General features: G+C 60.1%; 18 protein-coding genes, 1 tRNA gene, 1 other RNA gene and 1 pseudogene. 13 read left to right on the top strand and 8 right to left on the bottom strand.

Features of this window, described 5'->3' with window-relative positions:
* Positions 1 to 105 precede the first annotated feature (105 nt).
* From HMPREF2920_RS06250 to HMPREF2920_RS06240, 3 genes are all read left to right on the top strand, one after another.
* Positions 106 to 177 (top strand) — tRNA-Val (locus HMPREF2920_RS06250).
* Between the two features lie 72 nt (positions 178 to 249).
* Positions 250 to 855, top strand: a complete 606-nt coding sequence (locus HMPREF2920_RS06245; protein ID WP_141698021.1) for a zinc metalloprotease — start codon at positions 250 to 252, stop codon at positions 853 to 855.
* A 1-nt stretch (position 856) separates the two neighbouring features.
* Positions 857 to 1,816, top strand: coding sequence for a cobalamin biosynthesis protein (locus HMPREF2920_RS06240; RefSeq protein ID WP_222865368.1), 960 nt, complete (start codon positions 857 to 859; stop codon positions 1,814 to 1,816).
* On the opposite strand, the gene HMPREF2920_RS06235 is transcribed toward HMPREF2920_RS06240, so the two are convergent.
* Positions 1,813 to 2,799 (bottom strand): SURF1 family cytochrome oxidase biogenesis protein, encoded by a 987-nt coding sequence (locus HMPREF2920_RS06235; RefSeq protein ID WP_049170162.1) that lies wholly within the window; start codon positions 2,797 to 2,799, stop codon positions 1,813 to 1,815. The genes HMPREF2920_RS06240 and HMPREF2920_RS06235 overlap by 4 nt on opposite strands.
* A 136-nt stretch (positions 2,800 to 2,935) precedes the next feature.
* On the opposite strand from HMPREF2920_RS06235, the gene HMPREF2920_RS06230 reads away from it, so the two are divergent.
* Positions 2,936 to 3,517 carry a GtrA family protein gene (locus tag HMPREF2920_RS06230; protein ID WP_042388795.1) on the top strand — a complete coding sequence of 194 codons (582 nt, stop codon included), beginning with the start codon at positions 2,936 to 2,938 and terminating at the stop codon, positions 3,515 to 3,517.
* Here HMPREF2920_RS06230 and HMPREF2920_RS06225 read toward each other — a convergent pair.
* On the bottom strand, positions 3,514 to 4,017 hold the full coding sequence (locus HMPREF2920_RS06225; RefSeq protein WP_369707166.1) for a low molecular weight protein-tyrosine-phosphatase: 504 nt from the start codon (positions 4,015 to 4,017) through the stop codon (positions 3,514 to 3,516). The genes HMPREF2920_RS06230 and HMPREF2920_RS06225 overlap by 4 nt on opposite strands.
* 68 nt (positions 4,018 to 4,085) lie before the next feature.
* A complete protein-coding gene (locus tag HMPREF2920_RS06220; RefSeq protein WP_049192884.1) occupies positions 4,086 to 4,766 on the bottom strand; it encodes an HAD hydrolase-like protein in 681 nt (226 codons plus the stop codon).
* A 35-nt stretch (positions 4,767 to 4,801) separates the two neighbouring features.
* On the opposite strand from HMPREF2920_RS06220, the gene cobC reads away from it, so the two are divergent.
* The 5 genes and pseudogenes from cobC to rnpB all read left to right on the top strand — a co-directional run bounded on the left by cobC (position 4,802) and on the right by rnpB (position 9,155).
* Complete coding sequence (gene cobC / locus HMPREF2920_RS06215; protein WP_070546220.1) at positions 4,802 to 5,935, top strand: aminotransferase class I/II-fold pyridoxal phosphate-dependent enzyme; 1,134 nt, start codon at positions 4,802 to 4,804, stop codon at positions 5,933 to 5,935.
* A gap of 69 nt (positions 5,936 to 6,004) precedes the next feature.
* Entirely contained in the window at positions 6,005 to 7,192 is a 1,188-nt protein-coding gene (locus HMPREF2920_RS06210) for a Nif3-like dinuclear metal center hexameric protein (RefSeq protein WP_070546222.1), read from the top strand.
* A gap of 5 nt (positions 7,193 to 7,197) precedes the next feature.
* Entirely contained in the window at positions 7,198 to 7,941 is a 744-nt protein-coding gene (locus HMPREF2920_RS06205) for a zinc ribbon domain-containing protein (protein WP_070546224.1), read from the top strand.
* Positions 7,942 to 7,965: 24 nt separating this feature from the next.
* Positions 7,966 to 8,631: pseudogene (locus HMPREF2920_RS06200) on the top strand (histidine phosphatase family protein); the annotation flags it as partial.
* A 59-nt stretch (positions 8,632 to 8,690) separates the two neighbouring features.
* Positions 8,691 to 9,155: RNase P RNA component class A (gene rnpB, locus HMPREF2920_RS06195), an RNA gene on the top strand.
* Between the two features lie 11 nt (positions 9,156 to 9,166).
* On the opposite strand, the gene HMPREF2920_RS06190 is transcribed toward rnpB, so the two are convergent.
* Positions 9,167 to 10,330, bottom strand: a complete 1,164-nt coding sequence (locus HMPREF2920_RS06190) for a galactokinase family protein (protein ID WP_070549796.1) — start codon at positions 10,328 to 10,330, stop codon at positions 9,167 to 9,169.
* Between the two features lie 263 nt (positions 10,331 to 10,593).
* Here HMPREF2920_RS06190 and HMPREF2920_RS06185 point away from each other — a divergent pair, with 263 nt between their 5' ends.
* On the top strand, positions 10,594 to 10,797 hold the full coding sequence (locus HMPREF2920_RS06185) for an SPOR domain-containing protein (protein WP_016423068.1): 204 nt from the start codon (positions 10,594 to 10,596) through the stop codon (positions 10,795 to 10,797).
* Between the two features lie 12 nt (positions 10,798 to 10,809).
* On the opposite strand, the gene HMPREF2920_RS06180 is transcribed toward HMPREF2920_RS06185, so the two are convergent.
* Both HMPREF2920_RS06180 and panB read right to left on the bottom strand, forming a co-directional pair.
* Positions 10,810 to 12,630 carry a CYTH and CHAD domain-containing protein gene (locus HMPREF2920_RS06180; RefSeq protein WP_070854089.1) on the bottom strand — a complete coding sequence of 607 codons (1,821 nt, stop codon included), beginning with the start codon at positions 12,628 to 12,630 and terminating at the stop codon, positions 10,810 to 10,812.
* A 30-nt stretch (positions 12,631 to 12,660) separates the two neighbouring features.
* Entirely contained in the window at positions 12,661 to 13,470 is an 810-nt protein-coding gene (panB, locus tag HMPREF2920_RS06175; RefSeq protein ID WP_224783789.1) for a 3-methyl-2-oxobutanoate hydroxymethyltransferase, read from the bottom strand.
* Between the two features lie 140 nt (positions 13,471 to 13,610).
* Here panB and HMPREF2920_RS06170 point away from each other — a divergent pair, with 140 nt between their 5' ends.
* From HMPREF2920_RS06170 to HMPREF2920_RS06160, 3 genes are all read left to right on the top strand, one after another.
* Positions 13,611 to 14,951 (top strand): glutamine synthetase family protein, encoded by a 1,341-nt coding sequence (locus tag HMPREF2920_RS06170; RefSeq protein ID WP_005511085.1) that lies wholly within the window; start codon positions 13,611 to 13,613, stop codon positions 14,949 to 14,951.
* Positions 14,952 to 15,012: 61 nt separating this feature from the next.
* Complete coding sequence (locus HMPREF2920_RS06165) at positions 15,013 to 18,195, top strand: bifunctional [glutamine synthetase] adenylyltransferase/[glutamine synthetase]-adenylyl-L-tyrosine phosphorylase (protein ID WP_049189593.1); 3,183 nt, start codon at positions 15,013 to 15,015, stop codon at positions 18,193 to 18,195.
* Between the two features lie 98 nt (positions 18,196 to 18,293).
* On the top strand, positions 18,294 to 20,507 hold the full coding sequence (locus HMPREF2920_RS06160) for a hypothetical protein (RefSeq protein WP_049189592.1): 2,214 nt from the start codon (positions 18,294 to 18,296) through the stop codon (positions 20,505 to 20,507).
* Positions 20,508 to 20,536: 29 nt separating this feature from the next.
* Here the strand turns inward: HMPREF2920_RS06160 and HMPREF2920_RS06155 are convergent, their stop codons facing one another.
* Both HMPREF2920_RS06155 and HMPREF2920_RS06150 read right to left on the bottom strand, forming a co-directional pair.
* On the bottom strand, positions 20,537 to 21,964 hold the full coding sequence (locus HMPREF2920_RS06155; RefSeq protein WP_070566899.1) for an MFS transporter: 1,428 nt from the start codon (positions 21,962 to 21,964) through the stop codon (positions 20,537 to 20,539).
* Between the two features lie 77 nt (positions 21,965 to 22,041).
* Positions 22,042 to 23,778 (bottom strand): thiamine pyrophosphate-binding protein, encoded by a 1,737-nt coding sequence (locus tag HMPREF2920_RS06150; RefSeq protein ID WP_224783788.1) that lies wholly within the window; start codon positions 23,776 to 23,778, stop codon positions 22,042 to 22,044.
* Positions 23,779 to 23,862: the final 84 nt, after the last annotated feature.

The raw sequence follows: 23,862 nt of genomic DNA, 5'->3' as shown, positions 1-23,862 counted from the left end.
GGGCTGTCGTCGTTGAGAAAGTCTGCTTAAATAAACTGGATAAACGCTGTGTGTAGTGCGCAATTGGCAATCTATGTTTGCCGTGTGTTAAAGTTTCGCAGCAGCGCGGCGATAGCTCAGCGGTAGAGCTCTGGTTTTACACACCAGCGGTCGGGGGTTCGAAACCCTCTCGCCGCACAGACATAATCCGCCCGGATTCTTGTAATGGAGAATCCGGGTGGATTTTTGTTTGTGCTAAACTCCCGGTCTGTGCGTTTTACAAAATCGCTAGTAACCATCATTGTTGCCGGATCTCTACTTGCGGGCCCACAGGCCTACGCAATTGGAGGAGACGGTAAACCAGTAATCGACGCTGCCACCTGTAAGGCAATGGTCAAAGCCGCAAATGCAGGCGAGCCGGTGGAGGATCCATCGATTCTCCATCTCTCCGACAAGATGCCTTCCTACCTTGCCGACGGCACCCTGGACTACGTTGTTGCTCCAGACTTTCCGTACCGCGCGCAGCTGGACGCTGCTGCCCAAGAGTGGAATGAAAAGCTCGGTGGCAAGGTCGTGCTCCGGGAAGTGACCAAAGACAAAGCTGATTCGGATACCGTGAGCGTTCGCTACGTGCCTAAGCCGAACTCGCACGTTTTGGCTTCTGCATCGGAAATTAGTAAAGAAATGACGGTTTTCGTTACTTCCACACTCTATCCTGATGCAATTCGCAGCACGCTTGCACACGAGTTTGGGCACCTACTCGGTATCCGGCACACCTGTGATTACACCTTGATGGCTGCATCTTCGCACCGTCATCCGGCAGCACATGTCACTCCGCTCGATGTCGTAGCCGTTCTGCAGGGACAGTTCGATTAAATTGCGTATAAAAGCCAGAAGTCGACGCCTCTGGCGACGCGGTGCAGCCATCGCTGCGGGATATGCGCTTGACCGCATTTTCGCAGATCCCACCAATCACCATCCGGTGGCAATCTACGGGCAGGCCGTCAGCAAACTTGAGCGCCGAATTTATGCCGATTCCAAGGCGCGCGGTGTAGCTTTCACCACAATCGCAGTGGCCGCACCGGTAGTGCTTACCGCCGCAGTCAGTACAGTCGCCCCGACCCTCGCACTGACTGCCACCACGTGGGCATCGCTCGGCGGCACTACCCTCCGCCGCACGGGCGAACGTATGGCCGACCGACTTTCCGCCGGAGATATCGATGCTGCCCGAGAGCTTGTGCCGTGGCTGTGCTCGCGTGATCCAGAGGCGCTCGACGCTGATGGGATCGCCCGAGCCACCGTCGAATCGCTCGCCGAAAATACCTCCGACGCAGTCACCGGCACACTCATGTGGGGAGCCATTGCAGGAGCTCCTGGTGTGGTTGCTCATCGAGCGGTCAATACCCTTGACGCGATGGTCGGATACCGCAATGACCGCTATCGCCAGTTCGGGTGGGCCAGTGCACGGCTTGACGACGTCGCCGGGTTCCTCCCCGCCAGGCTCACAGCTGTCGCAACTGTGGTTGCGGGCCCGAATCGTCGTCAAGCATTGGCAGCGTGGCAACGAGATGCCAGCAACCATCCAAGTCCAAACGCGGGCGTTGTGGAGGCGAGTGCGGCCGGCGCGCTGGGGCTGCAGCTGGGTGGTAAGACGGTGTATCTCAGCGGTGTGGAGATGCGCCCAGTGCTGGGCGGTGGCCGGGCGCCTGCGGTGGCGGATGTTCGGCGTGCAGCTGAGCTGAGCAAGCGAGTGCAAAATATTGTTGCGCTCAGCTGTGCGGGAGCTGTGGTTGTGGCCGGATGCGTCCGGCACGCGAAGGCGCGAGCTGCGAGCTAGAAGCGTTCGTCGTATCGGTTGTCGCGGTAACCTGCGGCGCGGTGGCCAGTGTTGCCGTAGCGTTGCGCCATGCGCTGGCGGTGCAGCTCGGCGGCGCGATCCTCTTCGGACTTAGCCTGCGGAGGAGTGGGAGTGGTGGCATCGTCCGATTCGGGTGTTGCGTCCTCAGAGTCATCAGCGTCATCTACTGGTTCCGCGGCTTCGGCATCGCGGAGGTTCTTAGCCATCTCCTCTTGCTCCGCGCGGTCTCGTCTGCGCTCGACGATTTCAGCACGAATGAACCAGACGACGGCCAGCGGCACGAGAGCGCCGAAGAAAATCCACTGAATGCCGTAGGAGAGGTAGGGGCCGGACTCCAGAGTGGGCAGTGGAATGGCCTCGATGACGGCATCGGATTTGTCCGAGAGCTGAAGCCAATCGGGGTTGAGTTCGGTGTCGACTAGCTCGGACACTTCCTTGGTGTTGATTCCGTAGACCTGCGGCGGGGTGCCGGGGATTGGGGCGGTCTCGGCGGGAATCTCGTTTCGGCGGGTAAAGGCCGAGATAGTCAAGGTGCCCTTCGGGGCTGGCTCAACATTGGGGGTGCTGGAGTCTGTCGGGCGTACAAAGCCGCGGTTGACCAGGTAGTTTTCGCCATTGTTAGCGACGAAGACATCGAGTACCTGGACGGCGGGGGCTCCATTGACCGGGCGGTTACGCAATAGCACGCGGGTATCCGGTAGGAAGGACCCGGTGGCGGTAACGCGACGCCATTCGTTGCCCTCGACGAACCCTTTGCCCTTGGGCATTAGCTCATTGACATCTACGGGGTCGAGCTCGAATGAGTGCTCAAGCTGCTGATTGCGATGCTGCGTCGCGGTGTTCTTACCCAACTGCCACGGAGCCAGAACAGTAAATGCGAGATAGGAAAACGCAATGGCGACAATGGCAGTGAGAACCCATCCAGGGGTCAGAAACTGGCGCACATTCTTAAACACATTCATTGAGCTTACCCGGTGGTGTGGATGGCACTAGAGCGGCAGGTGATTGGCGGTGCGGAGATTGAGTGAACTTCGGGTAAAGTTATTTGAGCGTATTTGACGGGGAATCTACCCGGGGATAGATGGAAAGAGAGGTGTCGTGGTGGGCACGCAAACAGCGAAATCTTCGCCTTCACGCCGCTTCAGCACAGTCTCGCGCCAGTTCATCAAGTTCGGCCTGGTCGGCGGCACAGGTGTGGTTGTCAACCTGATTGTCGTGATTATTGCCCGCAAGTTGGGCCTCAGTCTGGGCACCAATGAGCACGACGTGTTTATGAACTTGTTCGGAACGCGGTGGAATATCCGTTACTCCCACGTCTATGCAACTCTGGCGTTTGTCGTGGCTAACATCTGGAACTTCCAGCTCAACCGGTCCTGGACCTTCCGAACTGACAATCGCCCGAACTGGTTTAGACAGTTCTTCCCGTTTTTATTTGCAGGTATCTCAGCACTGATTGTGAACCTGGTTGTCATCACGCTGCTGACTAACCCCACCTCGCCACTGGCACTGCCGGTGGATATTTTCGACGACTCCACCGGCTTTAGAAACCGCCTCTACTGGGCAAACCTCATCGGCGTCATCTTGGGTACGCCCGCTAACTTCATCTTGAATAAGATTTGGGCGTTTCGAAACCGGGGCAATGCCAGCAAAACAAAAGAAAAGGTTGTTTTGAAACCTTAACGCTCAGAGGCCAGCGCCAGAGTCTCACGCAACCATGCGATGATTCCCGGCGTCGCGGCCTCAATTTCGTTTCGAGTGCGGACGAATCCCTCCGGACCTCCGTAGTAAGGATCAGCCACGACGGCCCCCTTCGGGGATGCCGGGTCGAAGGAACGCATCAGGCGAATCTTCTCTTTTGGCACGCCAGCGTGGAGTAGACCATTGATGTGCGATTCATCCATGGCGATGAAAAGCGTTGCATCCATGTGCTCATCGCCCAGCTGTGCCGCGGTGTGGTTCGGATCGTAGCCAGCATTTTCCAGCTCGGCTTGCGCTCGCTCGTCGGCGGGTTCGCCGACATGCCAGCCGCCGATTCCGCAGGAGGCGAGCAGGACATCGTCGGCAAGCGCATTGGCTTCAACCGCGTCACGGACGATGATTTCAGCCATGGGGGAGCGGCAGATATTTCCGGAGCAGACAAACACGACGTACACGGACTCAGTACGATGCGACGAGTTCATAAGCATAATAGGCAAAACCAAACTTCTCGGAAAATAAAAATAGGATTGTCACTAATCGTTGACGAGTCTTAAAGATACAACATTTCCCGCACAACACGATTCAGGTCCCCAGGCGACGACGCCACCGCCGCTGCCGATGCCCACTCAGATTCCGAGCCGTAGCCCCATTTAACAGCGATGGCGGGGATGCCGAACTGTGCGGCGCCCTCAAAATCATGGATGCGATCGCCAACCATTACGACCGAACCGTGCGGACGCACTGCTTCATCGGTTTCAATGCCCAACTCCTTGAGCGTGTACTCAATGACCTCGGTCTTTGTCTGTCGTGAGCCGTCGTCGCTGGCGGCGCCGATGAAGTCAAAGGCGTCGAGAAGCCCGAAATTGTCCAAGGTTTTACGGGCGAAGTAGTCGCCCTTGGAAGTCGCAGTGGCTAGTTGGACACCAGCTGCCCGCCAATCGCGCAGGAGCTCCGGCCAGCCGGGGAACATCTCGGCACGCTGCCAAGCACCGGCGTGTTGATGCTCCATGTACACAGCGAAGGCTCGGTCGACTTGTTCGTCGGAAAGCCCGAGGGATGCGAGTGTCTCCACCATTGGCGGGCCTGGGATCGTGTTGATAAAGCTCTCGGGCGGAAGTGGGTGGTCAATTGCCTCCAACGCAAGGCGGAATCCATGTGCGATTGCGGGGAGAGAATCGGCGATGGTGCCGTCGACATCAATAAGGACAGTGGGACGATGGCCAGTGGACATATTGTTCATCCTAAAAGGTCATTAGGCTGGATGGCATGTTAGACGACCCGCTGCGCTATCACGGCGATCAGGCCGCCCATGGCGCTGACCTGGACTTTGCCGTCAATGTTCACGGCACCACACCGCAGTGGCTGCAGGACTCGCTGGCCACGTCCCTCGGAGAACTTGCCGCGTATCCGTCTGCGCAGCTCGATGCCGACGTCCGCGCTGCCATTGCCGCCAACCACAATCGCAGCGCCGACGAGGTACTGCTTCTCCACGGCGTCGCCGAGGGCTTTTCGCTCTTGCCGCACCTGGGCTTGCCCGCCACCATCGTCCAGCCGCAGTTCACCGAACCTGAAGCCGCGTTCCGCGCCGCGGGAGTCGGGGTGGATTCGCTGGTACTACCGTCGCCGTACACGCTCACGCCTACGCTTGCCGACGTCCACGAGAACGCCTCCTCCCCGCATTCCCAGCAGCTTGACGGTCGGATGGTCATCATCGGCAATCCGACTAACCCCACCGGTGTTGCTCATTCAGCGGATGACCTGCGGGGGCTCGCCAGCCGTTGTGGGATCTTGGTCGTGGATGAGGCATTTATGGACGTCGCCGATGGTGAGATTATTCGGCGGTGCTCACTAGCTGATTGCAGGCCGGGGGAAGCGAACAGTATCCCCGATAATGTCATCGTTTTCCGCAGCATGACTAAGACCTGGGCAATCGCAGGCCTGCGCTGTGGTTACGCACTGGGAACCCCTGAGCTCCTGGCGAAGTTGGGGCGACTGCGTCCGCACTGGCCACTGGGCACGCTGCAACTTACCGCTATGGCGGCAATCGCGTGTCGCGAGGCAGAGCTGTTGCCACAAATCCGCGCTGAGATTGGTCAGCAGCGCGAGGCTATGACACAGCTGTTAGTAGCCGCCGGCTGGCAGGTGTTGGATTCCAAGGCTCCCTTTGTGCTGGCGCGCCCGGGGGTTGCCCTGAGCACGCATGATGGTCCGGACGCTGCGGAGGTTGACGTCGTCAAGCACGAGCGCCTGAGACAGCGGCTCGCTGCGCGCGGAGTAGCCGTGCGGCGTTGCGACACCTTCGCCGGTTTGGACGGTTCGTGGTGGCGGCTGGCTGTGCGAGACGAGACCAGTGTGCGGCGGCTCATTGCGGAAGTAGCGGATTTGCTGTCGCAGAACTGATGGGGCGGGGCAGAGTTCACTACGCTGGAAGAGAAGCTGGAGAGAAATGCATGTTGAAGGGATGGATGTATGACGGACTCTGCGCAGACCCGTGCCGAGGGCAATAACGCAGTGGTGACCGTTGCCGACGTGCGTGCGGCGATGGACGCGGCCTACCCGCCGGCACTGGCGGAGAGCTGGGATAAAGTTGGCCTGATCTGCGGTGACCCGCAGGATGAGGTGCGTCGCATCGCGTTGGCGCTGGACTGCACTGACGAGGTTGCAGATCGCGCGATTGCCTCCGGTGCTCAGATGCTCGTTGTGCACCATCCGCTGCTTCTGCGTGGTGTGAATTCCGTGGCGGCGGATACACCGAAGGGTCGGATTATTCATAAGCTGATTCGGGCAGGTGTGGCTCTCTTTGCAGCGCACACCAACGCTGACAGCGCCCGACCGGGTGTCAACGACCAGTTGGCCACGGTTCTCGGAGTTGAACCGGGTGCGCCGCTAGCTCCGCAGCCGGCTCCCGGCTTGGATACCTGGACAGTGAAGGTTCCGGCAGATCACGTCGATAAGGTCGCGCAAGCCATGTTTGAGGCGGGCGCGGGCACTATCGGCGACTACGACAGCTGTGCGTTTCGCATTAACGGCCGCGGCCAGTTCCGCCCGCTGAGCGGGGCGAATCCCTTCATCGGTGCCGAGGGGCAGATTGAGTATGTCGAGGAAGTACGCCTGGAGATGGTCGCGCCACGGTCCGTGCGCGCGGCGATTGTCAAGGCTCTCGTTGCAGCGCATCCGTATGAGGAGCCTGCCTTCGACATCGTGGACAATCAGGCCACCGGCTTGGATCCGCAGCAGGCTGTGGGCATTGGGCGAGTGGGCACGCTGGATACGCCGATGCCATTTAAGGAATTCGTCGCCCGTGTGGCTGAGCGCCTGCCCGCAACGGCATGGGGCGTGCGAGGCGCAGGCGATCCGGAGCGGATGATTCGCACGGTTGCCGTCGCATCTGGTTCAGGTGACTCTTTCCTGGACACTGTGGCAAAGATGGGCGTCGATGCGTTCGTTACCTCTGACCTGCGGCATCATCCTGTCGATGAGACACTGCGGACCGCGGACTTCTGCGTGGTGGACACGGCTCACTGGGCCAGCGAGTTCCCCTGGTGCTACCAGGCCGCAGACATGCTGGCCGAGAGGCTCGGGGTCGCGACCGAGGTCCTTGAGGTGCGCACCGATCCCTGGACAGTGGCAGAATCGTCGACACAGGCAAGGAAGTGAAGACCATGAGGCTTAGTCCACAAATCCAAGTTGCGATGTTGGAAAAGGCGGAAAACCAAACTCTGTTGGATGGGCTCACCGCCCGCCAGAACGTTCTGCCCGAGCGTGCCGAGTTGCAGGAGCTGCGCAAAAAGCACAGCCGTCAGGCCAGTGAGGCAGCGCGCTCCAAGCTCAGCGCCTCCGATATCGGCCGCGATATTGCCAAGCTGGAATCGGACATCAACAAGCTGAAGGCTCGCGAAAAGGCTGATCGTCTGTCGCTCGGTGCCGCAGAAGACTCATCCACGCGCCGTGACCTCGAACACGACCTGCGCTCCACCAAGCGCCGCCGCGAACGCGCTGAACAGGAACTCCAGCAGTACGAGCGCATGCAGGAGGCCTATCAGGTCGACGCTGAGCACGAATACGACGCCGACGAGGCGCACGATGACATCGTCGCCGCCAAGCAAAGGCTTAACGACGCCGAGGTTGACCTCATTGCGCGCATTTCCATCGCTGAGACCCGAATCGAAGAGGCTGACAAACTCATTGATGGTTCGGCAGCCAAGCTGTACCGTCGTCTAGCGCTTGCTAATGGGATCCCCGTTGCCCGCTTAAACGGACGCACCTGCGGTTCCTGCTTCATGGAGCTCGATGTAGGAACCGTGCATGAATTCACCACGCTCGCGCCGGAAGAAGTGACGTTCTGTCCTGAATGCGGCGCGATGATTGTGCGTGCGGAAACGCTGGGAGCGGTGAAAGGCAAGTAGATGAGCCAGGCTGCAGACAAGCGCGATAGCGCGCCGGGCTGGACGGGTGCGACTACGGATCCCACGCGGTTGGTGCTGCTGCGCCATGGGCAGTCGCCAATGTCGATTCGCCGGGAGTACTCGGGAAGCCGTTCGAACCCCGACCTGACAGAGGTGGGCAGACAGCAAGCGGAAGCGGCAGCACGTCACCTGGCGGCGTTGGTCGATAGCGGCAACATGAGTTTCTCGGCGATTGTGGCCTCTCCACAGCGTCGTGCACAGCAGACCGCAGAGGCGGCAGCCAAAGCGCTCGGCCTGGACATCCACGTTGAAGAGGATTTGCGCGAGACCGACTTTGGGCAGTGGGAGGGCATGACTTTCTCCGAGGCTCACAACGCCACCCCTGAGCTGCACAGTTCCTGGCTTGCGGATCCGGCCGTGGCGCCACCGGAGGGGGAGGATTTCCGCGCGGTCGATAGCCGAGTGAGCGCCGCGCGTGAGCGCATCGCTCAACAATTCGGTGCCTCGGATGTGCTGGTAGTCAGCCATGTCACGCCAATCAAGTCGCTGCTGCGCCAGGGGCTCGGCTGCGGCTTTGAAATCTTCACTCGCCTGCACTTGGACCTGGCCAGCCTCTCCATCGCGGAGTTCTACGCAGATGGGCCGACATCAGTGCGGCTGATTAACGACACCAGCTACCTGCGTGGTTAGCAGCCGGGCACGGCGGGTTATTTGAATTGCGGTTGTGGCGGGTACACTAACCATTCGAGCGAGCCGGCCGGGTGATCGCGGCAGTTAACGGAACCGGACGCCTCTTTTACAGAGTGTGTCCAGGCCGCTGTCGAGGAAAGTCCGGACTCCACTGGGCATGGTGGTTGCTAACAGCAACCCAGGGTGACCTGCGGGAATAGTGCCACAGAGAATAGACCGCCGGGCGCACAGCCGATGTCTTTGACGTAAAGCTGTGGAGATCCGGTGAGGGTGAAAAGGTGCGGTAAGAGCGCACCAGCGGGGCAAGTGATTGCACCGGCTAGGTAAACCCCACCAGGAGCAAGGCAAAATCGCGCATGCTTCGTCGTGCGCGTGCGCGAGTGTTTGAGGGCTGCCCGTCCGATACTCGCGGGTGTGCTGCTTCAGGCTGTCAGCAATGGCAGACCGAGATGGATGATCGCCACCCGGCGCTTTCCGAAAGGAGCGCCGAGGGACAGAATCCGGCTCATAGGCCGACTCGTTCACACAAGCTTTATTACTCGACCACCGCGCCGGCCGCAGTGTTCTCCACACGGATGGTCTCGGAACCGCCGTCGTTAAGCGCGGAGGCAATCCGATCGGCGTCGTCGACGTGGGACCACATCACCAGCGACGCACCCGGGCATGGCGCACAACGGGCAATCTTCTCGCAGTCAATGGTGTCGGTCAGCTCGGCAATCTGCCCCAGCACAGAGCTTGCCGACGGCGCGGAGCCACGCTCACTGACATCGCGCGAAACCCCTGCGATGGCTGCTTGAATATCGCTGTGACGGATGTGGCCGATGACTGCGCGGGCGCGGTCGGAGGATGCGTCGGCTTCGTCAAGCCACTGAATGGCACGGCCGATGGTGGGGATGTCTTCGTCGTCCGGGTGCACCTCGTGACGAGCACGCACCCAGTCCGCGACCCGCTCCTGTGAGTCGGGGAGGCTAGCGAGAGTCGGCACGCCAAAAGCGGCGCAGGCTTGCTGGAAGAACTCGTAGCGCTCCTCGTCGGGCGAACCGCCGGTGACATCGGGGGAGTAAGCGACAGTCAGCGCCAACGACTGCGGGAACGCCGTCTGCGTGACTGCCTCATCCGAGTGGTTGATGCACAGCAGGCTGTCCGGGCGGCTGCGCAGTGCCGTGGTGTAGGGGTACAGCGGCCACGATTGCCCCTTAATCTGCACCATGGTCTCGTGGATAGCGGTGGCAATACGCGTGCGGGTGGGCACATCATCGCGGTCGCCAAAACGCGCATTGAGAGCCAGCGCGAGAGCACACTGAATTGCCGGAACTTCTCCAAAACCGCGACCTGGCGCGATAGTGGAGGCAATGGTGACCTTCAGGCCGTTGCTGTTGCGCGGAACGAGATGCAGCGAGTGCTGCAATGCGACGATGGCAGCCGCGACAGCGGTCGGCACCTGAGAAAAAGCGGCGGGGACGCTATCCGGGAAATCCATCTTGGTAGTTTCGCGCTTGTACACGACAACGAGCTGCTGCTCGTCGATTTCCTCGATACCGACCGCAGCATAGGCCGGAATGGCGGTGGCTAGGAGCATGCCGCCGGAGGACGCGCAGTCCTCACCCAACAGGTTGATGGAACCCGGGGCGTATGCAACTGAAGCATTAGAACCGACGGCATCGAAGACGTCGTTTACGACAGCGGGTGCGGCGGGCATGGGTGAAACCTCTCCAGAGATCGGACTCATAGTGCTGGTGTGCAGTGTTCGCGTTCAACGCTTGTGTTCTAAGGTGAACAATTCCGTCGATAATACCCGGGTCGGGGGACAGTGACAAACCTATATACTGGGATTTTATGTCGCCGCAGCGCACATGGCAGGTAAATGGTTGTCTCTCTGCAAGTTTGCTTATGTGTGGAGTTGGCGGTGGCAGAACCGCTTGATAACTCGACAAGTTCTCGATGTGGAAGAGGAGAAAAATCGTGAGCGACAACAGCAGTAAGTGGTACTACCAGCCGTCGACGGGCACGGTGTTTCAGGGAAAGAAAACCGGTTGGGACGACCGAATGGGCCCCTACGATTCCGAAGAGGAAGCCCGCGCTGCCATGGAAAAAGTCGCCGAGCGCAACAAGGCGGCCGACGACTGGGATGAAGAAGATGACGACTGGGGAGTAGCTGAAAAATAAGGCTCTACGCCTTTAGGCCTTCTTGCCCTTCTTAATCTTCTTTTCCATCTTGCGGAAGGCCTTGAAAACCTTTGCCACGGCATCGTCGTACTCAGCCAGGGCCTTCAGGCCGTCGTAGTACTCCATCTGGTAAAGCACGCCGTAGCCGAAGGTGTCCCTGCCCGCACGGGAGGCACGCTTAGCGCGAGCCAGTACGAAGTCGCGCGCAGTACAGGTGTCCTGGAAGTCACCGAGAACCGACTGCAGGTTCTTGCAAGCAGCGTAGAGCTTCTCGGTCGGCAGGTCCGCGTTCTGAGCAGCTTCCGCGCTGTAGCGGAGCTTCTTCGCAGCCTTGCGGACATCGTGGTAACGCTCGTCCAAATCTGCCTCTGGCAGGTCAGCATCCTCGCGGCCATCGAGTACCAGGTTGTGGCGACGACGGAACTTCGAAAACGCGCTGCGCAGGTGATCAAGCAGCACCGCAGTGGTGTCGAGTTCCTTCGGTGCCGCTACCTTCTCCGGCTCGGCCTTGTCTGAGGTCGTGGAAGCTGCTGCATCGGCGGCAGTATCAGCCTCAGCCGCGACCTCGGAACCAGCTGCCGACGTATCCTCTGCGGCTGCGTTCTCCGCGCCGTCGACAAGCGATTCGTCCTTCTTCTTAGACTTCTTTTCCCCAGCCTCGGCCTCGTCCGCATTTGCGGCAATTGGCGGATTGGCGAGGAACTCATCGAGATCGTCGAGAAGTTGCAGGTACTCGCTTGAATTGAGTGCGAAAATGACGCGCTGATGAGCGCGGTCGTAGTCCTTCTGGACATCCTCGACGAGATTCGCACGCAGCTCCTCGCCCAAAGCGGCGCTTTCGCGATTGGCCAGCAGCTCCTCCCAGCGCATAGCGACGACCTCAGCGTCACGAGCCACGCCGAGAACACCCGCCAGCTGCTTGAGGTTGCCCTCCAGTTCAGCGACCTTATCGCCCACAACAATGCCGTGGAAGGTCTGCATATGACTGCGCAGCTCACGAGTGGCGACGCGCATCTGATGCACCGAGTCAAACTCATCGCGGCGTACCTTCGGGTCGTACTCGACCATCTTGGCCACGTTAGCGGCCAGCGCATCGACCACAGTGCGCCCCGGAGTACCCTTCGGCAGCTTCGCTGGAACCGGCGGCAGGGGAGCGGAGTCGATGGAGTCACCCAACGCCGTCGCCAACTTCGAAGGGCTTTCCGACGGCACGGCGCCAGCCACCTCAGCGACCTTGGACATCGCTGCCATTACGGCCTTACCGTCCGGGTGATTTGCCCAATCCCCGAGCAGCTCAATCTCCCACTCACGCCAAGTAGTGGTTTCGCCGCCATCGAGGAAGGAAGTCGCCGTGACGTGATCATCCGCAAACTCCGCCATGGGCGTGCCATCGAGGGCAAACACCGTGGTGACGTGGCGCTCATTGTCTACCTGCGCGATTGGTTGCAGCGGGTGATTGCGCACAATTGCGCGCACGGGGGCAAGCAACTCGGTAGGCACGATGTAGTCAGCATCGCGGCCTTCACCGTTAACAGAGCCCTCTTCCAGGCCAACGCCATATTCGAGGCGACCGCCGGTACCCGGCGCCTTCAGATGCCACCCCTCATCGGGGCCGCCCGTGCGGCGACGCAGAGTGTGCTTGGACCGGGTCAGACGCAGGTCCGCCGTGTCCAGGTAAATCGCGGAGAGATTTCGCACCTCAGTGGTGGTGGAGCCAACCTGTGGAACGAAATCGAACGATGGGGCTACCACTTCTGGGGTAGCTGAGAACTTAGATTCCACCTCCAACGCCGCAGTTGGAGTTTTGGACTTAGAACCAGACTTAGATGCCATAACCACTAATCCTACCCCCGAATCGAAGAGCTAACCCGAGAAGTTCTGCGCCTCAGTAGGGAACTCGCGGGAGTGCACCTGGTCGACATACTGCTTCGCTCCCTTGGTCAGCATCTCGCCGACCTCTTCGAACACCGAACTAAACGACGGCCTGCGGCCATCGGCCGGAACTGCAAAGGCATCCTGCCAGACGAGAACCTGGCCATCGCACTGGTTACCAGCGCCAATGCCACAGGTTGGGATGGATAGCTCGCGGGTAATCTCGGTGGCCAGATCCGCAGGCACCATCTCAAGGACCACGGCCGCGGCACCAGCATCGGCTACCGCATGGGCGTCGGCACGCAGCTGGTCCGCCCCCGCACCGCGCCCCTGGACCTTGAAACCGGACAGCGCGTTGACGGACTGCGGGGTGAAACCGATGTGCGCCATGACCGGAATGCCGGCGTTGACCAGCGCACGGATGCGCGGGGCGATACGCACGCCACCTTCGATCTTGATCATGTGTGCGCCGGTTTCGCGCATCATCTTCGCGGCGGACAGCACGGCCTGCTCATCGGAGGCCTCGTAAGTGCCGAAGGGTAAATCGGCAACCACAAGTGCGTTGCCAGCGCCCCGGACGACACCGCGAGCAAGCGGGATCATTTCTTCCAGCGAGATCTCGGTGGTGGTGTCGTAGCCGTAGACAACGTTTGCTGCAGAGTCGCCGACCAACAGCAGCTCGACACCGGCGGCGGAAAAAGCGCGCGCGGTGGAGTAGTCGTAGCAAGTCAGCATTGCCCAGGGGCGAGACTCAGCCTTCCATTCGGCCAGATTATTCAGACGAATCTTTTTTCCGCTCATGTCAATAGAGCATGCCATAGTCACCCGCAATTCGAGGCCACGAGGGCAGCGGTTATGACACGGGCGCGGCAGTTGGCTAGCCACGCCGGATGGTCAAAATGTGTACCGCGAATCCGGGCACCTGGGTAACGTTGGAAAGTATGAACAGTCAGCAGGAATTCGTCCTCCGCGCAATCGAAGAGCAAGATATCCGTTATATCCGCCTCTGGTTTACCGATATTTTGGGGTATCTGAAGTCCGTTGCCGTCGCACCGGCTGAGCTCGAGGGCTCCTTTGAAGAGGGCATTGGTTTCGATGGCTCCGCGGTGGAGGGCTTTTCCCGCGTTTCCGAGGCTGACACTATCGCGCAACCGGATCCTTCGACGTTCCAGGTCATGCCGCGTCTGCATAAAGAAGACACAATCACGTCCGCGCGCATGTTCTGCGACATCGTCATGCCCGATGGTCAGCCGTCGTGGGCAGATCCACGCCAGGTGCTGCGCCGCCAAATTAAGGCGCTTGCCGACGAGGGCTTCCACGCGTTCATCCACCCGGAGATTGAGTTTTTCCTAGTAGAGAGCCTGGCTACTGATGGAAAGCCGCCGGTGCCAACGGACAATGGCGGTTACTTTGACCAGGCGGTCTACGACCGCGCACCCCGCTTTCGCCAAGAAGCGATCACGGTGTTGGAAGACATGGGAATCCCTGTGGAGTTCTCCCATCACGAAAATGCGCCGGGTCAGCAGGAAATCGATCTGCGCTACGCCGATCCGCTGACTATGGCGGATAACGTGATGTCTTTCCGCTACATCATTAAGCAGATCGCAATGAAAAACGGTGTGCAGGCGACATTCATGCCGAAACCTTTCCAGGATTTGCCGGGCAATGGCATGCACACTCATATTTCCCTCTTTGAAGGGGACACTAATGCATTCCACGACCCGGATGATGAAAACCAGCTCTCCGACACCGCAAAGGGTTTCATTGCCGGCATTCTGACTCACGCCAGCGAAATTTCCGCTGTGACCAATCAGTGGGTCAACTCCTACAAGCGCACGGCATTTGGCGATGAGGCTCCGACGTCCGCGACATGGGGCATGGCCAACCGCTCGGCTCTCGTGCGTGTGCCCATGTACTCACCGGGTAAGGCACATTCGCGCCGGGTGGAAATTCGTTCCTTGGACTCGGCCTGTAACCCGTATCTTGCTTACTCGGTGATTTTGGCCGCCGGTTTGAAGGGAATTAAGGAGGGCTACCAGCTTCCGGAGCAGGCAGAGGACAACATCTCCGAGTTGACCAAGCGGGAACGACGTGCGATGGGCTACCGCGATTTGCCGACATCCCTGGAGGTGGCGCTGCAGGAGATGGAACGCTCCGATCTGGTGGCCGATGCTCTCGGTGACCATGTCTACGAGTTCTTCCTGCTCAATAAGTGGCGCGAGTGGCGCGAGTTCCAGCGTCAGGTGACGCAGTGGGAGCTGCGCACAACTCTGGATTACTAGTTTCCCCGTACCGCCCCCTTCCTTTTTCGTCTTTAATTTGTTTTTTGGGTGACCAGTTTCAATGGTGATGAATCGACCTCGCACATCTCGCCAATCAGTGCCGCGGCCCGCAGCGCTGGGCTTGCGTAATGACGATCGGACGCGGGCTGACCTGGAAGATTTGGGGTGGTACAACGAGGAGTCCCTACATCTGTTGTGGGGTCTTGCCGGAGCCAGCGACCCCAAGCTGGCGCTTATGGCGCTAGTGCGGCTGAAAGGCGCTCTCGACGAGCTGGAGCAGCAGGGAAAGCTGGAGAACTGGGCCACCTGGTCCGGTCTCGATGAAGCCATGCGCGAGCAGGTGCCGCTACGTACGCGTATGTTTGCGCTGCTCGGCGGCTCGAGTGCACTGGGCGATCACCTGGTTGCACACCCAGAAAAGTGGGTTCTGCTCCAAGCTGAGTTTCCAACTGAGGCAGACATGTTCCGCGAGATGCTCTCCAGCGTCGGGGCTGTGCCCGAGGTCATCGAACTCACTGATGAGGCCAGTCTGGAAAAGCAGGAGGATCCCGAGTATCGCAACCCCGTCGTTGCGCCCGCCACGCTTGAAGGCCCCGGTTTGTACCGTGCGAAGCTAACCGGCCGTGAGGCCGAAGTTGCGATGCAGTGCGCCTACCGCGACTTGATTATGCGTATTGCGTGCTACGACTTGGCTGGCACGTACCCACGGGGCCCTCGCCGTCCGGGACAGCCACAAGTCCCATTCCGTCAGGTCTCGGAGGCACTCAGTGATCTGGCTGATGCGGCGTTGACGGCTGCACTCTCTGTCGCGGTGCAACAGGTCTTTCCTTCGTCGCCGGTCTCAACACGCCTGGCCGTAATCGCCATGGGCAAGTGCGGTGCGGAAGAGCTGAACTACATCTCCGATGTGGATGTCATTTTCGTCGCAGAGCCGGCGGATGCCCGAGCCACCCGTTTGGCCAGCGAATTTATCCGGATTTCTTGCCACTGCTTCTTTGAGGTCGACGCGAATCTCCGACCGGAGGGTAAGTCGGGTGCACTCGTACGCACCGTGGATTCCCACGTCGCCTACTACAAGCGGTGGGCTGAAACCTGGGAGTTCCAGGCGTTACTGAAGGCGCGGCCGATGACAGGCGATATCGAGCTGGGCCGCGAATACATCGATGCTCTAGCTCCGATGGTGTGGACCGCCTCTCAGCGGGAATCCTTCGTCGATGATGTTCAACGCATGCGCGCCCGTGTGGTCCAAAACGTCCCCGAAGAGCTTCGCTACCGAGAGCTCAAGCTCGGTCGCGGTGGTCTGCGTGATGTCGAGTTCGCGGTGCAGCTGCTGCAGCTGGTCCATGGTCGCTATGACGATAGCCTCCGCGTGCTGCCAACTGTGATGGCACTCGACGCACTTGTCGAGGCTGGCTATATCGGTCGCGAAGACGGTGCCGCGCTGATTAACGCCTACGAGTTCGTCCGTCTGCTGGAGCACCGCCTGCAGCTGCAAAAGATGCGGCGGACGCATTTGTTGCCTGCCGACGACGACACCGAAGCTCTTCAGTGGCTCGGTCGCGCCTCTGGCATCGTCGGTGAGGGCGGCACCGATGCCAGCAAACCGCTGGCCAAGCAGGTTCGACTGGCCAGCTCACAGATCCGCTCCCTGCACAACAAGCTTTTCTACCGTCCACTGCTGAACTCCGTGGTGGAGCAGGACATTGGAACCCTGCAGCTATCGGCCGATGCGGCAAAGCGCCAGCTGGCCGCGCTGGGCTATCAGTACCCGGATCGCGCCTACGAGCATCTTTCTGCGCTGGCGGCGGGCACCTCGCGCAAGTCGCGTATTCAGGCGATGCTGCTACCGACGCTGATGGAGTGGCTATCGTCGACGCCAGACCCCGACGCGGGTCTGCTCAATTATCGCAAGCTCTCTGAGAAGCTCCACGACGAAACGTGGTTCCTGCGTACGCTGCGCGATGAGGGCGTCGTCGGCCAGCGGTTGATGCGGGTGCTCGGTTCTTCGCCGTACGCGTCTGATCTGATTATGAGTGCGCCGGACGTAATTAAACGGTTCGGCGACGGCGCGTCCGGGCCGAAGCTACTGAATACCGACTCCGATGCAGTCGGGCGTGCGCTGGTCGCAGCGGCTGCTCGTCACAACAGTCCAGCTAAGGCCATTGGTGTGGCACGTGCGTTGCGCCGTGCAGAGCTCGCGCGCATTGCCTCCGCAGATCTCTTCGGACTGATGGATGTGCAAGAGGTCTGTCATTCTCTGTCGATGGTGTGGGACAACGTACTCGAAGCTGCCCTCGCCGCCGAAATCCGTGCGTGGTCGCTGGAGCATCCTGACTCGGAGGTCCCGGGCATTATCTCCGTAATCGGTATGGGGCGACTCGGCGGTGCTGAACTGGGCTACGGCTCCGATGCCGACGTGATGTTCATCTGTGAACCCCGCAAGGACGCCGATGGAGCGCCGCTTGTCGACGATTCCGAGGCGGTCAAGTGGGCAACCAGGATTTGTGACTCGTTGCGTCGTCGGCTGGCAAAGCCAAGCCAGGACCCGCCATTGGAGGTCGACGTGGACCTGCGCCCAGAAGGACGCTCGGGCCCGATTGTCAGGACCCTGGATTCCTATGTGACCTACTACGAGCGCTGGGGTGAAACCTGGGAGATTCAGGCACTGCTACGGGCTACCTGGATTGCCGGCGACAAAGACCTGGGCACCCGCTTCCTTAAGGCCATCGATCCGCTGAGGTACCCACAGGGCGGAGCTGATGCCAAGATGGTCCGCGATGTCCGTCGTATGAAAGCGCGTGTTGATTCCGAGCGACTGCCTCGCGGAGCCGATCGCCGTACCCACACCAAACTCGGTTCCGGTGCACTGACCGATATCGAATGGACTGTGCAGCTGCTAATCATGCTGCATGCCCACGAGGTGCCGGAGTTGCACAACACGTCGACGCTGGAGTGTCTGGAAGTGCTGAAAGACCGCGGAATTCTAGATGCGGAGGATACCGACGCACTTCGGGATGCCTGGCTGATGGCGACGAATGCTCGCAATGCGCTGGTGCTCACCCGTGGTAAGCGCACGGATCAGCTGCCCCAGCCGGGGCGTCAGCTGACTCAGGTCGCCGGTGCGGCGGGGTGGGAGGCATCGGATTCCAACGGTTTTATTGAGCACTATTTGCGTCTGACTCGTCACTCCAGCCGTGTCGTCAATCGTGTGTTTTGGGGTGAGGAGAACCCCGACCACGAGTAGGCCGGGCAGAGGTCTGCCGCACCTCGCTGCGAGGCTCAATATGTGGCAGCGGGGTGCAGCCTTTGTCTTAGCACGGCGACCGGGCATAATGGTGGGCTATGGAACGCAACGTCGATTACTCGGTACGCCCTAGGTATGAGGATTTCATTCTCAACCTCGATGGCACTGACCTGCGTTTTTTATTGAGCCGCACGTGCCCAGCCGCTGATACCTCAGCTGCTGGGCAAGAGGCGGTGGAATTGCTGATGTCACAGGATTCAGCGCATACGGCGCTGTCTTTTTGTGATCCCGATGTTCTCGATGTGGCCCACTTGGTTCATATTCTGGAGGATTCCGCATCGCTGGATACCCTCACAGAAGTGGCCTATTGGGCATCGGATGCGGACGTGATGGCGCACGATACGCCGAAGGGCGTTGACCGCAAGCGTCGTCGCGTCGGCAAGCAGCAGCTTGAGCATGTGCTACGCCGTGGCCAGCGCCAGGGGCTCGTGTGGGAGGAACCGGCGGGCGTGTGGCATGTGCCGCCACATATTTCGGAGGTGTTCCCGGCGGAACCGAGCCTTAGCTTCCGCGTCGCCGACTTAGTGGCGAATATGCCAGCGGATGTGCTGAGTCGCCGTATGGAGCGCATGGGGCTGGAGCCGGATAACGCGCCGGGAGAGGGCACACCGCGAGCCCTGAACGCCAGCGATTTAACGGTGCGGAATGTGCAGGCTCGCCAGGTGGAGCTCATTGCAGGCTTCCTCTGCGATCCGGTGAAGGTGCGGGCTCTGGTGATGACAGCTCCGGTGGATATTCGCAATGAGCTGCGCTGGATGGCAACCGACGAGAAGTACTTGCCCTCCTATATGTGGTCTGAACTACGTGCCGACGCGGTGCGCTGGGCCGAAGAGCGTCTGCTGCTGACTGTGCTAGAAGAACCGGCGATGCCGACATTTGAGCAAGAATCGGAAGCACGCAACGAATCGACAGTGGTTGCCCGCCTGGTGGGCGCAGTCGCGTTGGCGCTCAAGGGCGACATGTGGTCGATTCGTAAGCCGCATCCGACGGAGTCTTTCCCGGCAACGCTGGAGTCAAAGGAATTGACCGAAGCTTCGGTGGCTGCGGTGGCGTTTGCTTCGGCGTTTATGGATGCTGCGGGCAGCGGCGACGGACGTCTGAAGGACCCGTTGCACATGTATGAGGAATCGAGCCTGCTGTGGATTCAGGACTTCGCAGCGTCAATAGGGGCGAGTGCTTTCGCGGCGCCCTGGATTGTGGAGATGCTGGTCAACGCGGGATTGATTCACGCTGACAGCGGGCATCCGACGCCGCGCGCACTGCAGTACTGGTACAACGCTGATGCCTCGACCCGATGGGCGTATCTCGCGGCGGGCTTCCTCGTTGGTCGCGGTCCGTGGCACGGCGAGTTTCCGTGGGTGACCATGGGCGTCGATGATCTGTCGCATGCCACCCTTGCCTACGGCTACCCGTATGCCGCGCGTGAAGTAGTGTCACTGGCCGCGCAGCTGGAGGAAGATCAGAAGTTCTATGGCTGCTGCGTCGAAGGGCATATGGCTTGGAATGTCGACAACCTCTGCGCTCGCAATGGCGCCGATGGGGAAGCGATGGTCGGTTGGCTGCTGGAGCAGGCCGGCATCTTGGGTATTCTCTATCATGGGCACGCCTCCTGGCAAGCCATGGCCATCATGTATGCCTTGCACGACATCTGGCTGACTGATCAGCACGTCGGTGCTCAGCGCATGGCCGAACTCATCGCTGAGTATGCCGCTGGCCAGGTGCCGACGGCGGAGGCAGTCCAGATTGCCCGCCTGTTCAAGGATGCCGCACCTAACGAGCGCCTGGCTGCCACATTGGATGGCGTCGCCAGCAACCAGGTTGCCCTCGCGTTGGACTTCATCGGCGACCGCGAAACCTGCGCGGAAACTTCTCGCTGGATTATTTCCGAGGAGAGCCTGCGTCGCGCTTGCCTCGCGGTTGACGGCGACGTCGATGTCCTGTTTTCCCAGCTGGGGCCACTGGTCAATAGTTCTATGAAGCTGGTCATCTACGCCGAGCTAGTCCGCATTACCAAGACCGAGAAGCTGCAGGAAATGTATGAGCGTGAGGCCGTAGCATCAACGCCTTCGCTTGACGACGTCCCGGAGAACGCAGCCTCCGAAACTGACACCGGTGAGCGCGCTTCCCATGGTGCTCAGACCGATGGCAGCGAACGCACGGCGGATAGCGGCCGCGCAGACTCCTCTGGGCGATCGGAGGACTCGGATGACTCGGAGGGACTGGAAGGACCAGAGCAGCTTTCGCTGTTCTAGCCGCTCCGTCTCTCGACTTCCTGTAGTTCCTACTCCGTAGGTTCCAGCTCAAAACGGCTCTGCTGGGCGACAAAGCGTGCCGCCGCACGCTTTGCAACCAGCAGGCCAACGAAACCAATCACCCACACACCGACGACAGCCAACCAGCCAATGCGGAAGGTCTCCCAGGTGTAATTTCCATCGGGAGCTGCAATATCCAGCAGGAAGCCGACACCTTGTGCAGCGAGCATGGTGGCCACAAAACCGCCCATATTCGCCAACCCAGTGCCGGTGGCGAGTACCTTGCGATCGACCTCTTCGCGCACTGAGTCAAAGCCGAAGTTGGACATTGCACCAAGACCGGCCATTAGGATGTTGACTACGATAATTGCCCAGTACGCTGGTGGGTTGCTCGGTGCCAGGAACACAAGCCAGACGGCCATGTTGATAAACGCGATTGCGACAACAACCTTGATACGGTCGCGGCCGGTGCGTGCCGAGACCATGCCCATCAACGGCCCGGCGATAATTACTGACAGCGTGTTAACGACCAGCACCACACTGGCCTCGGAGGGCTTAAGACCCATACCTAGCATCATCAGAGGCATGCCCCACAGCAATGTGAAGATGCACTGATGCATCAAACCAGTCCAGTGAGTGAAGAAACCCTGCCAGCACACCGGGTGAGTGGTCACAATCTTCAGAGTCTGGCCGATAGTTAGTTTCTCATCGGCTGCGGCAGAGGCTCCGCCATCGGCAGCCGTTTTCGCGGCCTTCTCGGCGGCGCGGCGTTTACGAAGTGACATCTTGGCTGTGGAGGAGTTCTCCGGGACGTCGGCAAGCGCGATCATGCCTACGATAGCGATGAGAAGACCCGCGGTGCTCAGCGACAAGAACGCGGGCACCCACCCCGCGGCGTGCAGAATCGCGAGGAACGGGACCGCAGAGATGAACTGGCCGAGCTGGCCAAGACCAGCCGTGAGCTGCGTGAACAGCGGAGTGACGCGCAGTGGGAACCACGCGGGAAGCAGTCGCATCGCACCGAGGAATGCGGTGGCATCGCCGGCGCCGATGAACACACGAGCGATGACAGCCAGCGGATACGATGTCGTAAACGCGATGATGACCTGGCCTAGCGCCATGATCAGTGCGCCCACGACCATCGTTTTCTTGGCGCCGACGCGGTCAATGATGATGCCCGTCGGAATCTGCGCCAGGGCGTAGACGCCAACCTGCACGGCGGTGAACAGCGCGAGTTGGGAGGCGTTGATATGGAAGCGATCGAGCGCCTCGACGCCAGCGACACCCATGGAGGTGCGGCCGACGATGGCAACGATGTAGGTAATCAGCGCCGCCAGCCAGACGGCAATCGCGCGGCCAGTGACGTGCTCGCGCGGGTCCTTTGCCACCGCTGTGGCGGGCTGATCTGTTGATGAAATCTTATCTTTACCGTTACGCTGCTTTACCACTCGCCACATTGTAGACCCCATCAACCAACCGGCCTGAAGAGGGGTCGCACCGGGGCCTAGATGGCCCCGATCATGCCTGCGGCAAACTACCTTTGTGCCTTAGCCAGAACTTCCTTCACGAAGTCCGCGACCACCAGCCGTGAGACCTTGAAATCAATTACGGCAACGGAAGCCTCATCGGAGTTGGAAACGTCATGGAAGTAGGCGTCGAGTTGGGCAAAGTCCTCAGGTTCGCCGACACTGAAACCGTGAGCGCCATAGGCACGTCCGACTGCGGCGAAGTCGTAGTCGGCAATCTCCATGGACGAGGTGTCCAACCCGACATCGCCAAACTGGTGCAGCTCCGCGCCATAGGCAGCATCGTTAATGAACACCACGCAACCGCCACGACCACGCCGCAGCTGCTCAATCGCCGCAGGTAAATCCGCAATACCCATCGTGCCGCCACCGTCACCGGCGACTAGCACGCAATAGTCCTTGGGGCGTGCCGCCGCGAGGCCGACAAGTGACCCCATGCCCAAACCAATTGACTGAATCGCCGTGCCCACAATCACTTGCTGCTGCGGACCAGGCACATCAAGATATTTCGGAACCCACCCCAGGAAATGGCCACCGTCAGTACACACAGCGCGCTGATTGGGCAGGATACGATTCAGATACTGCAGGCACGCCCGCGGATCCAACCGGCCATCCGCGCACGTCAGCGACTCGACCTCCGCTGTCGTCGGCAGTGTCTTCAACTCCGCACGCCATGTGCTTGACGACGACCCCCGGGACTTCTCCAGCTGCTCTGCCAGTACGGGCAGAAGTTCCTCCAACTTAGCCAATAGCGGTGTCACCGACGGCTGAGCAGCGGGATGGGGCTCGTCGACAACCTGGATAATCTTCGCGTCCGGTGCAAACATGTTGCCGCCACGGTTTTGGAAAGCGTTGAAGCTTGCTCCCAGGAACAGCACCACATCGGCCTGTCGAGCTAGCTCCACCTGCCACGCGTGCGCAAAACCGCCCACGGTGCCAATCTGCCACGGACTGGAAAGCACATGACGAGCCATCGCTGAGTGCATAAACAGTGCCCCCGCACCGTCCCCGATGCGGCGAACTAGATCTGCGGTACCAGAGAGCAACACACCTCTACCAGCAATAATGAGTGGGCGACGGGCAGTTTGCAGTTCCTCGGCCAGCGACGCGACAGTTGACTCCAACCATTCTGGTCGGCCGGTGTGCAGATGCTCCTGATTAGTCGACTGTGTTTCAGACGCAGATGCCGTAATCGGTGCTTCTTGGATGTCATAGGGGAGCAGCAGCACGACAGGCTGCCGAGAACTCAGTGCGTGCTGGACCGCAAAGTTTGCGTCGTCAAGCGCGGACTCGGGAGTAACGGTGCGATGACAGACGTCGAGGGCGTCGAGGAGCGCCGCCTGATTAAGGTCAAAGGGACGTGGGCGTTCCGGGTGCGTGCCGACGACAAAAATTAGCGGAATACGGGCTACTCGAGCCTCGGCCAGAGTGGTTAGCGCATTGGTAAATCCTGCGCCGCAAGTGGCGGTCGCGATGGCAAGCCCTCCACCTGCACGGTGGAATGCATCGGCGGCCCCGACAGCAGCCGATTCGTGTCGGACGGAGGAGTAGCCGAATCCCGATTCAGTAAGGGCTGACGTGAAGTGGGAGTTCGCGTTGCCGATGAGACCGAAGCAGTGGTCGCAGTGCTGGGCCAGTGTGTCGGCCAGCGCCCGCGAGACCGTGGTTGTCTTTTGGGAACCTTCCTGCGGGGAAGATGCGGGCGCGTGGGGCATAGGACGGCTATTAACTCGAGTGAAACTCATGTGAACAATTGTGAGGTAATCACGGGGGTAATAACAGCCCTATAGCCCAAGATAATGCCGTTTGCCCTTAAAAAAGAGGGCACT

Source organism: Corynebacterium sp. HMSC075F02 (genome assembly GCF_001838335.1).
Classification (GTDB): domain Bacteria; phylum Actinomycetota; class Actinomycetes; order Mycobacteriales; family Mycobacteriaceae; genus Corynebacterium; species Corynebacterium jeikeium_D.
The sequence above is the reverse complement of the archived record's forward strand: the minus strand, read 5'-3'. Positions and strand labels throughout refer to the sequence as shown.

Excerpts from the sequence above, each read along its gene's own strand:
- HMPREF2920_RS06220 (WP_049192884.1), bottom strand. The coding sequence starts at position 4,766 with ATGTCCACTGGCCATCGTCCCACTGTCCTTATTGATGTCGACGGCACC.
- HMPREF2920_RS06235 (WP_049170162.1), bottom strand. The coding sequence starts at position 2,799 with ATGAATGTGTTTAAGAATGTGCGCCAGTTTCTGACCCCTGGATGGGTT.
- HMPREF2920_RS06150 (WP_224783788.1), bottom strand. The coding sequence starts at position 23,778 with ATGAGTTTCACTCGAGTTAATAGCCGTCCTATGCCCCACGCGCCCGCA.
- HMPREF2920_RS06190 (WP_070549796.1), bottom strand. The coding sequence starts at position 10,330 with ATGCCCGCCGCACCCGCTGTCGTAAACGACGTCTTCGATGCCGTCGGT.
- HMPREF2920_RS06180 (WP_070854089.1), bottom strand. The coding sequence starts at position 12,630 with ATGGCATCTAAGTCTGGTTCTAAGTCCAAAACTCCAACTGCGGCGTTG.
- HMPREF2920_RS06165 (WP_049189593.1), top strand. The coding sequence starts at position 15,013 with ATGGTGATGAATCGACCTCGCACATCTCGCCAATCAGTGCCGCGGCCC.
- HMPREF2920_RS06170 (WP_005511085.1), top strand. The coding sequence starts at position 13,611 with ATGAACAGTCAGCAGGAATTCGTCCTCCGCGCAATCGAAGAGCAAGAT.
- HMPREF2920_RS06225 (WP_369707166.1), bottom strand. The coding sequence starts at position 4,017 with ATGAACTCGTCGCATCGTACTGAGTCCGTGTACGTCGTGTTTGTCTGC.
- panB (WP_224783789.1), bottom strand. The coding sequence starts at position 13,470 with ATGAGCGGAAAAAAGATTCGTCTGAATAATCTGGCCGAATGGAAGGCT.
- cobC (WP_070546220.1), top strand. The coding sequence starts at position 4,802 with ATGTTAGACGACCCGCTGCGCTATCACGGCGATCAGGCCGCCCATGGC.
- HMPREF2920_RS06160 (WP_049189592.1), top strand. The coding sequence starts at position 18,294 with ATGGAACGCAACGTCGATTACTCGGTACGCCCTAGGTATGAGGATTTC.
- HMPREF2920_RS06155 (WP_070566899.1), bottom strand. The coding sequence starts at position 21,964 with ATGTGGCGAGTGGTAAAGCAGCGTAACGGTAAAGATAAGATTTCATCA.
- HMPREF2920_RS06210 (WP_070546222.1), top strand. The coding sequence starts at position 6,005 with ATGACGGACTCTGCGCAGACCCGTGCCGAGGGCAATAACGCAGTGGTG.
- HMPREF2920_RS06205 (WP_070546224.1), top strand. The coding sequence starts at position 7,198 with ATGAGGCTTAGTCCACAAATCCAAGTTGCGATGTTGGAAAAGGCGGAA.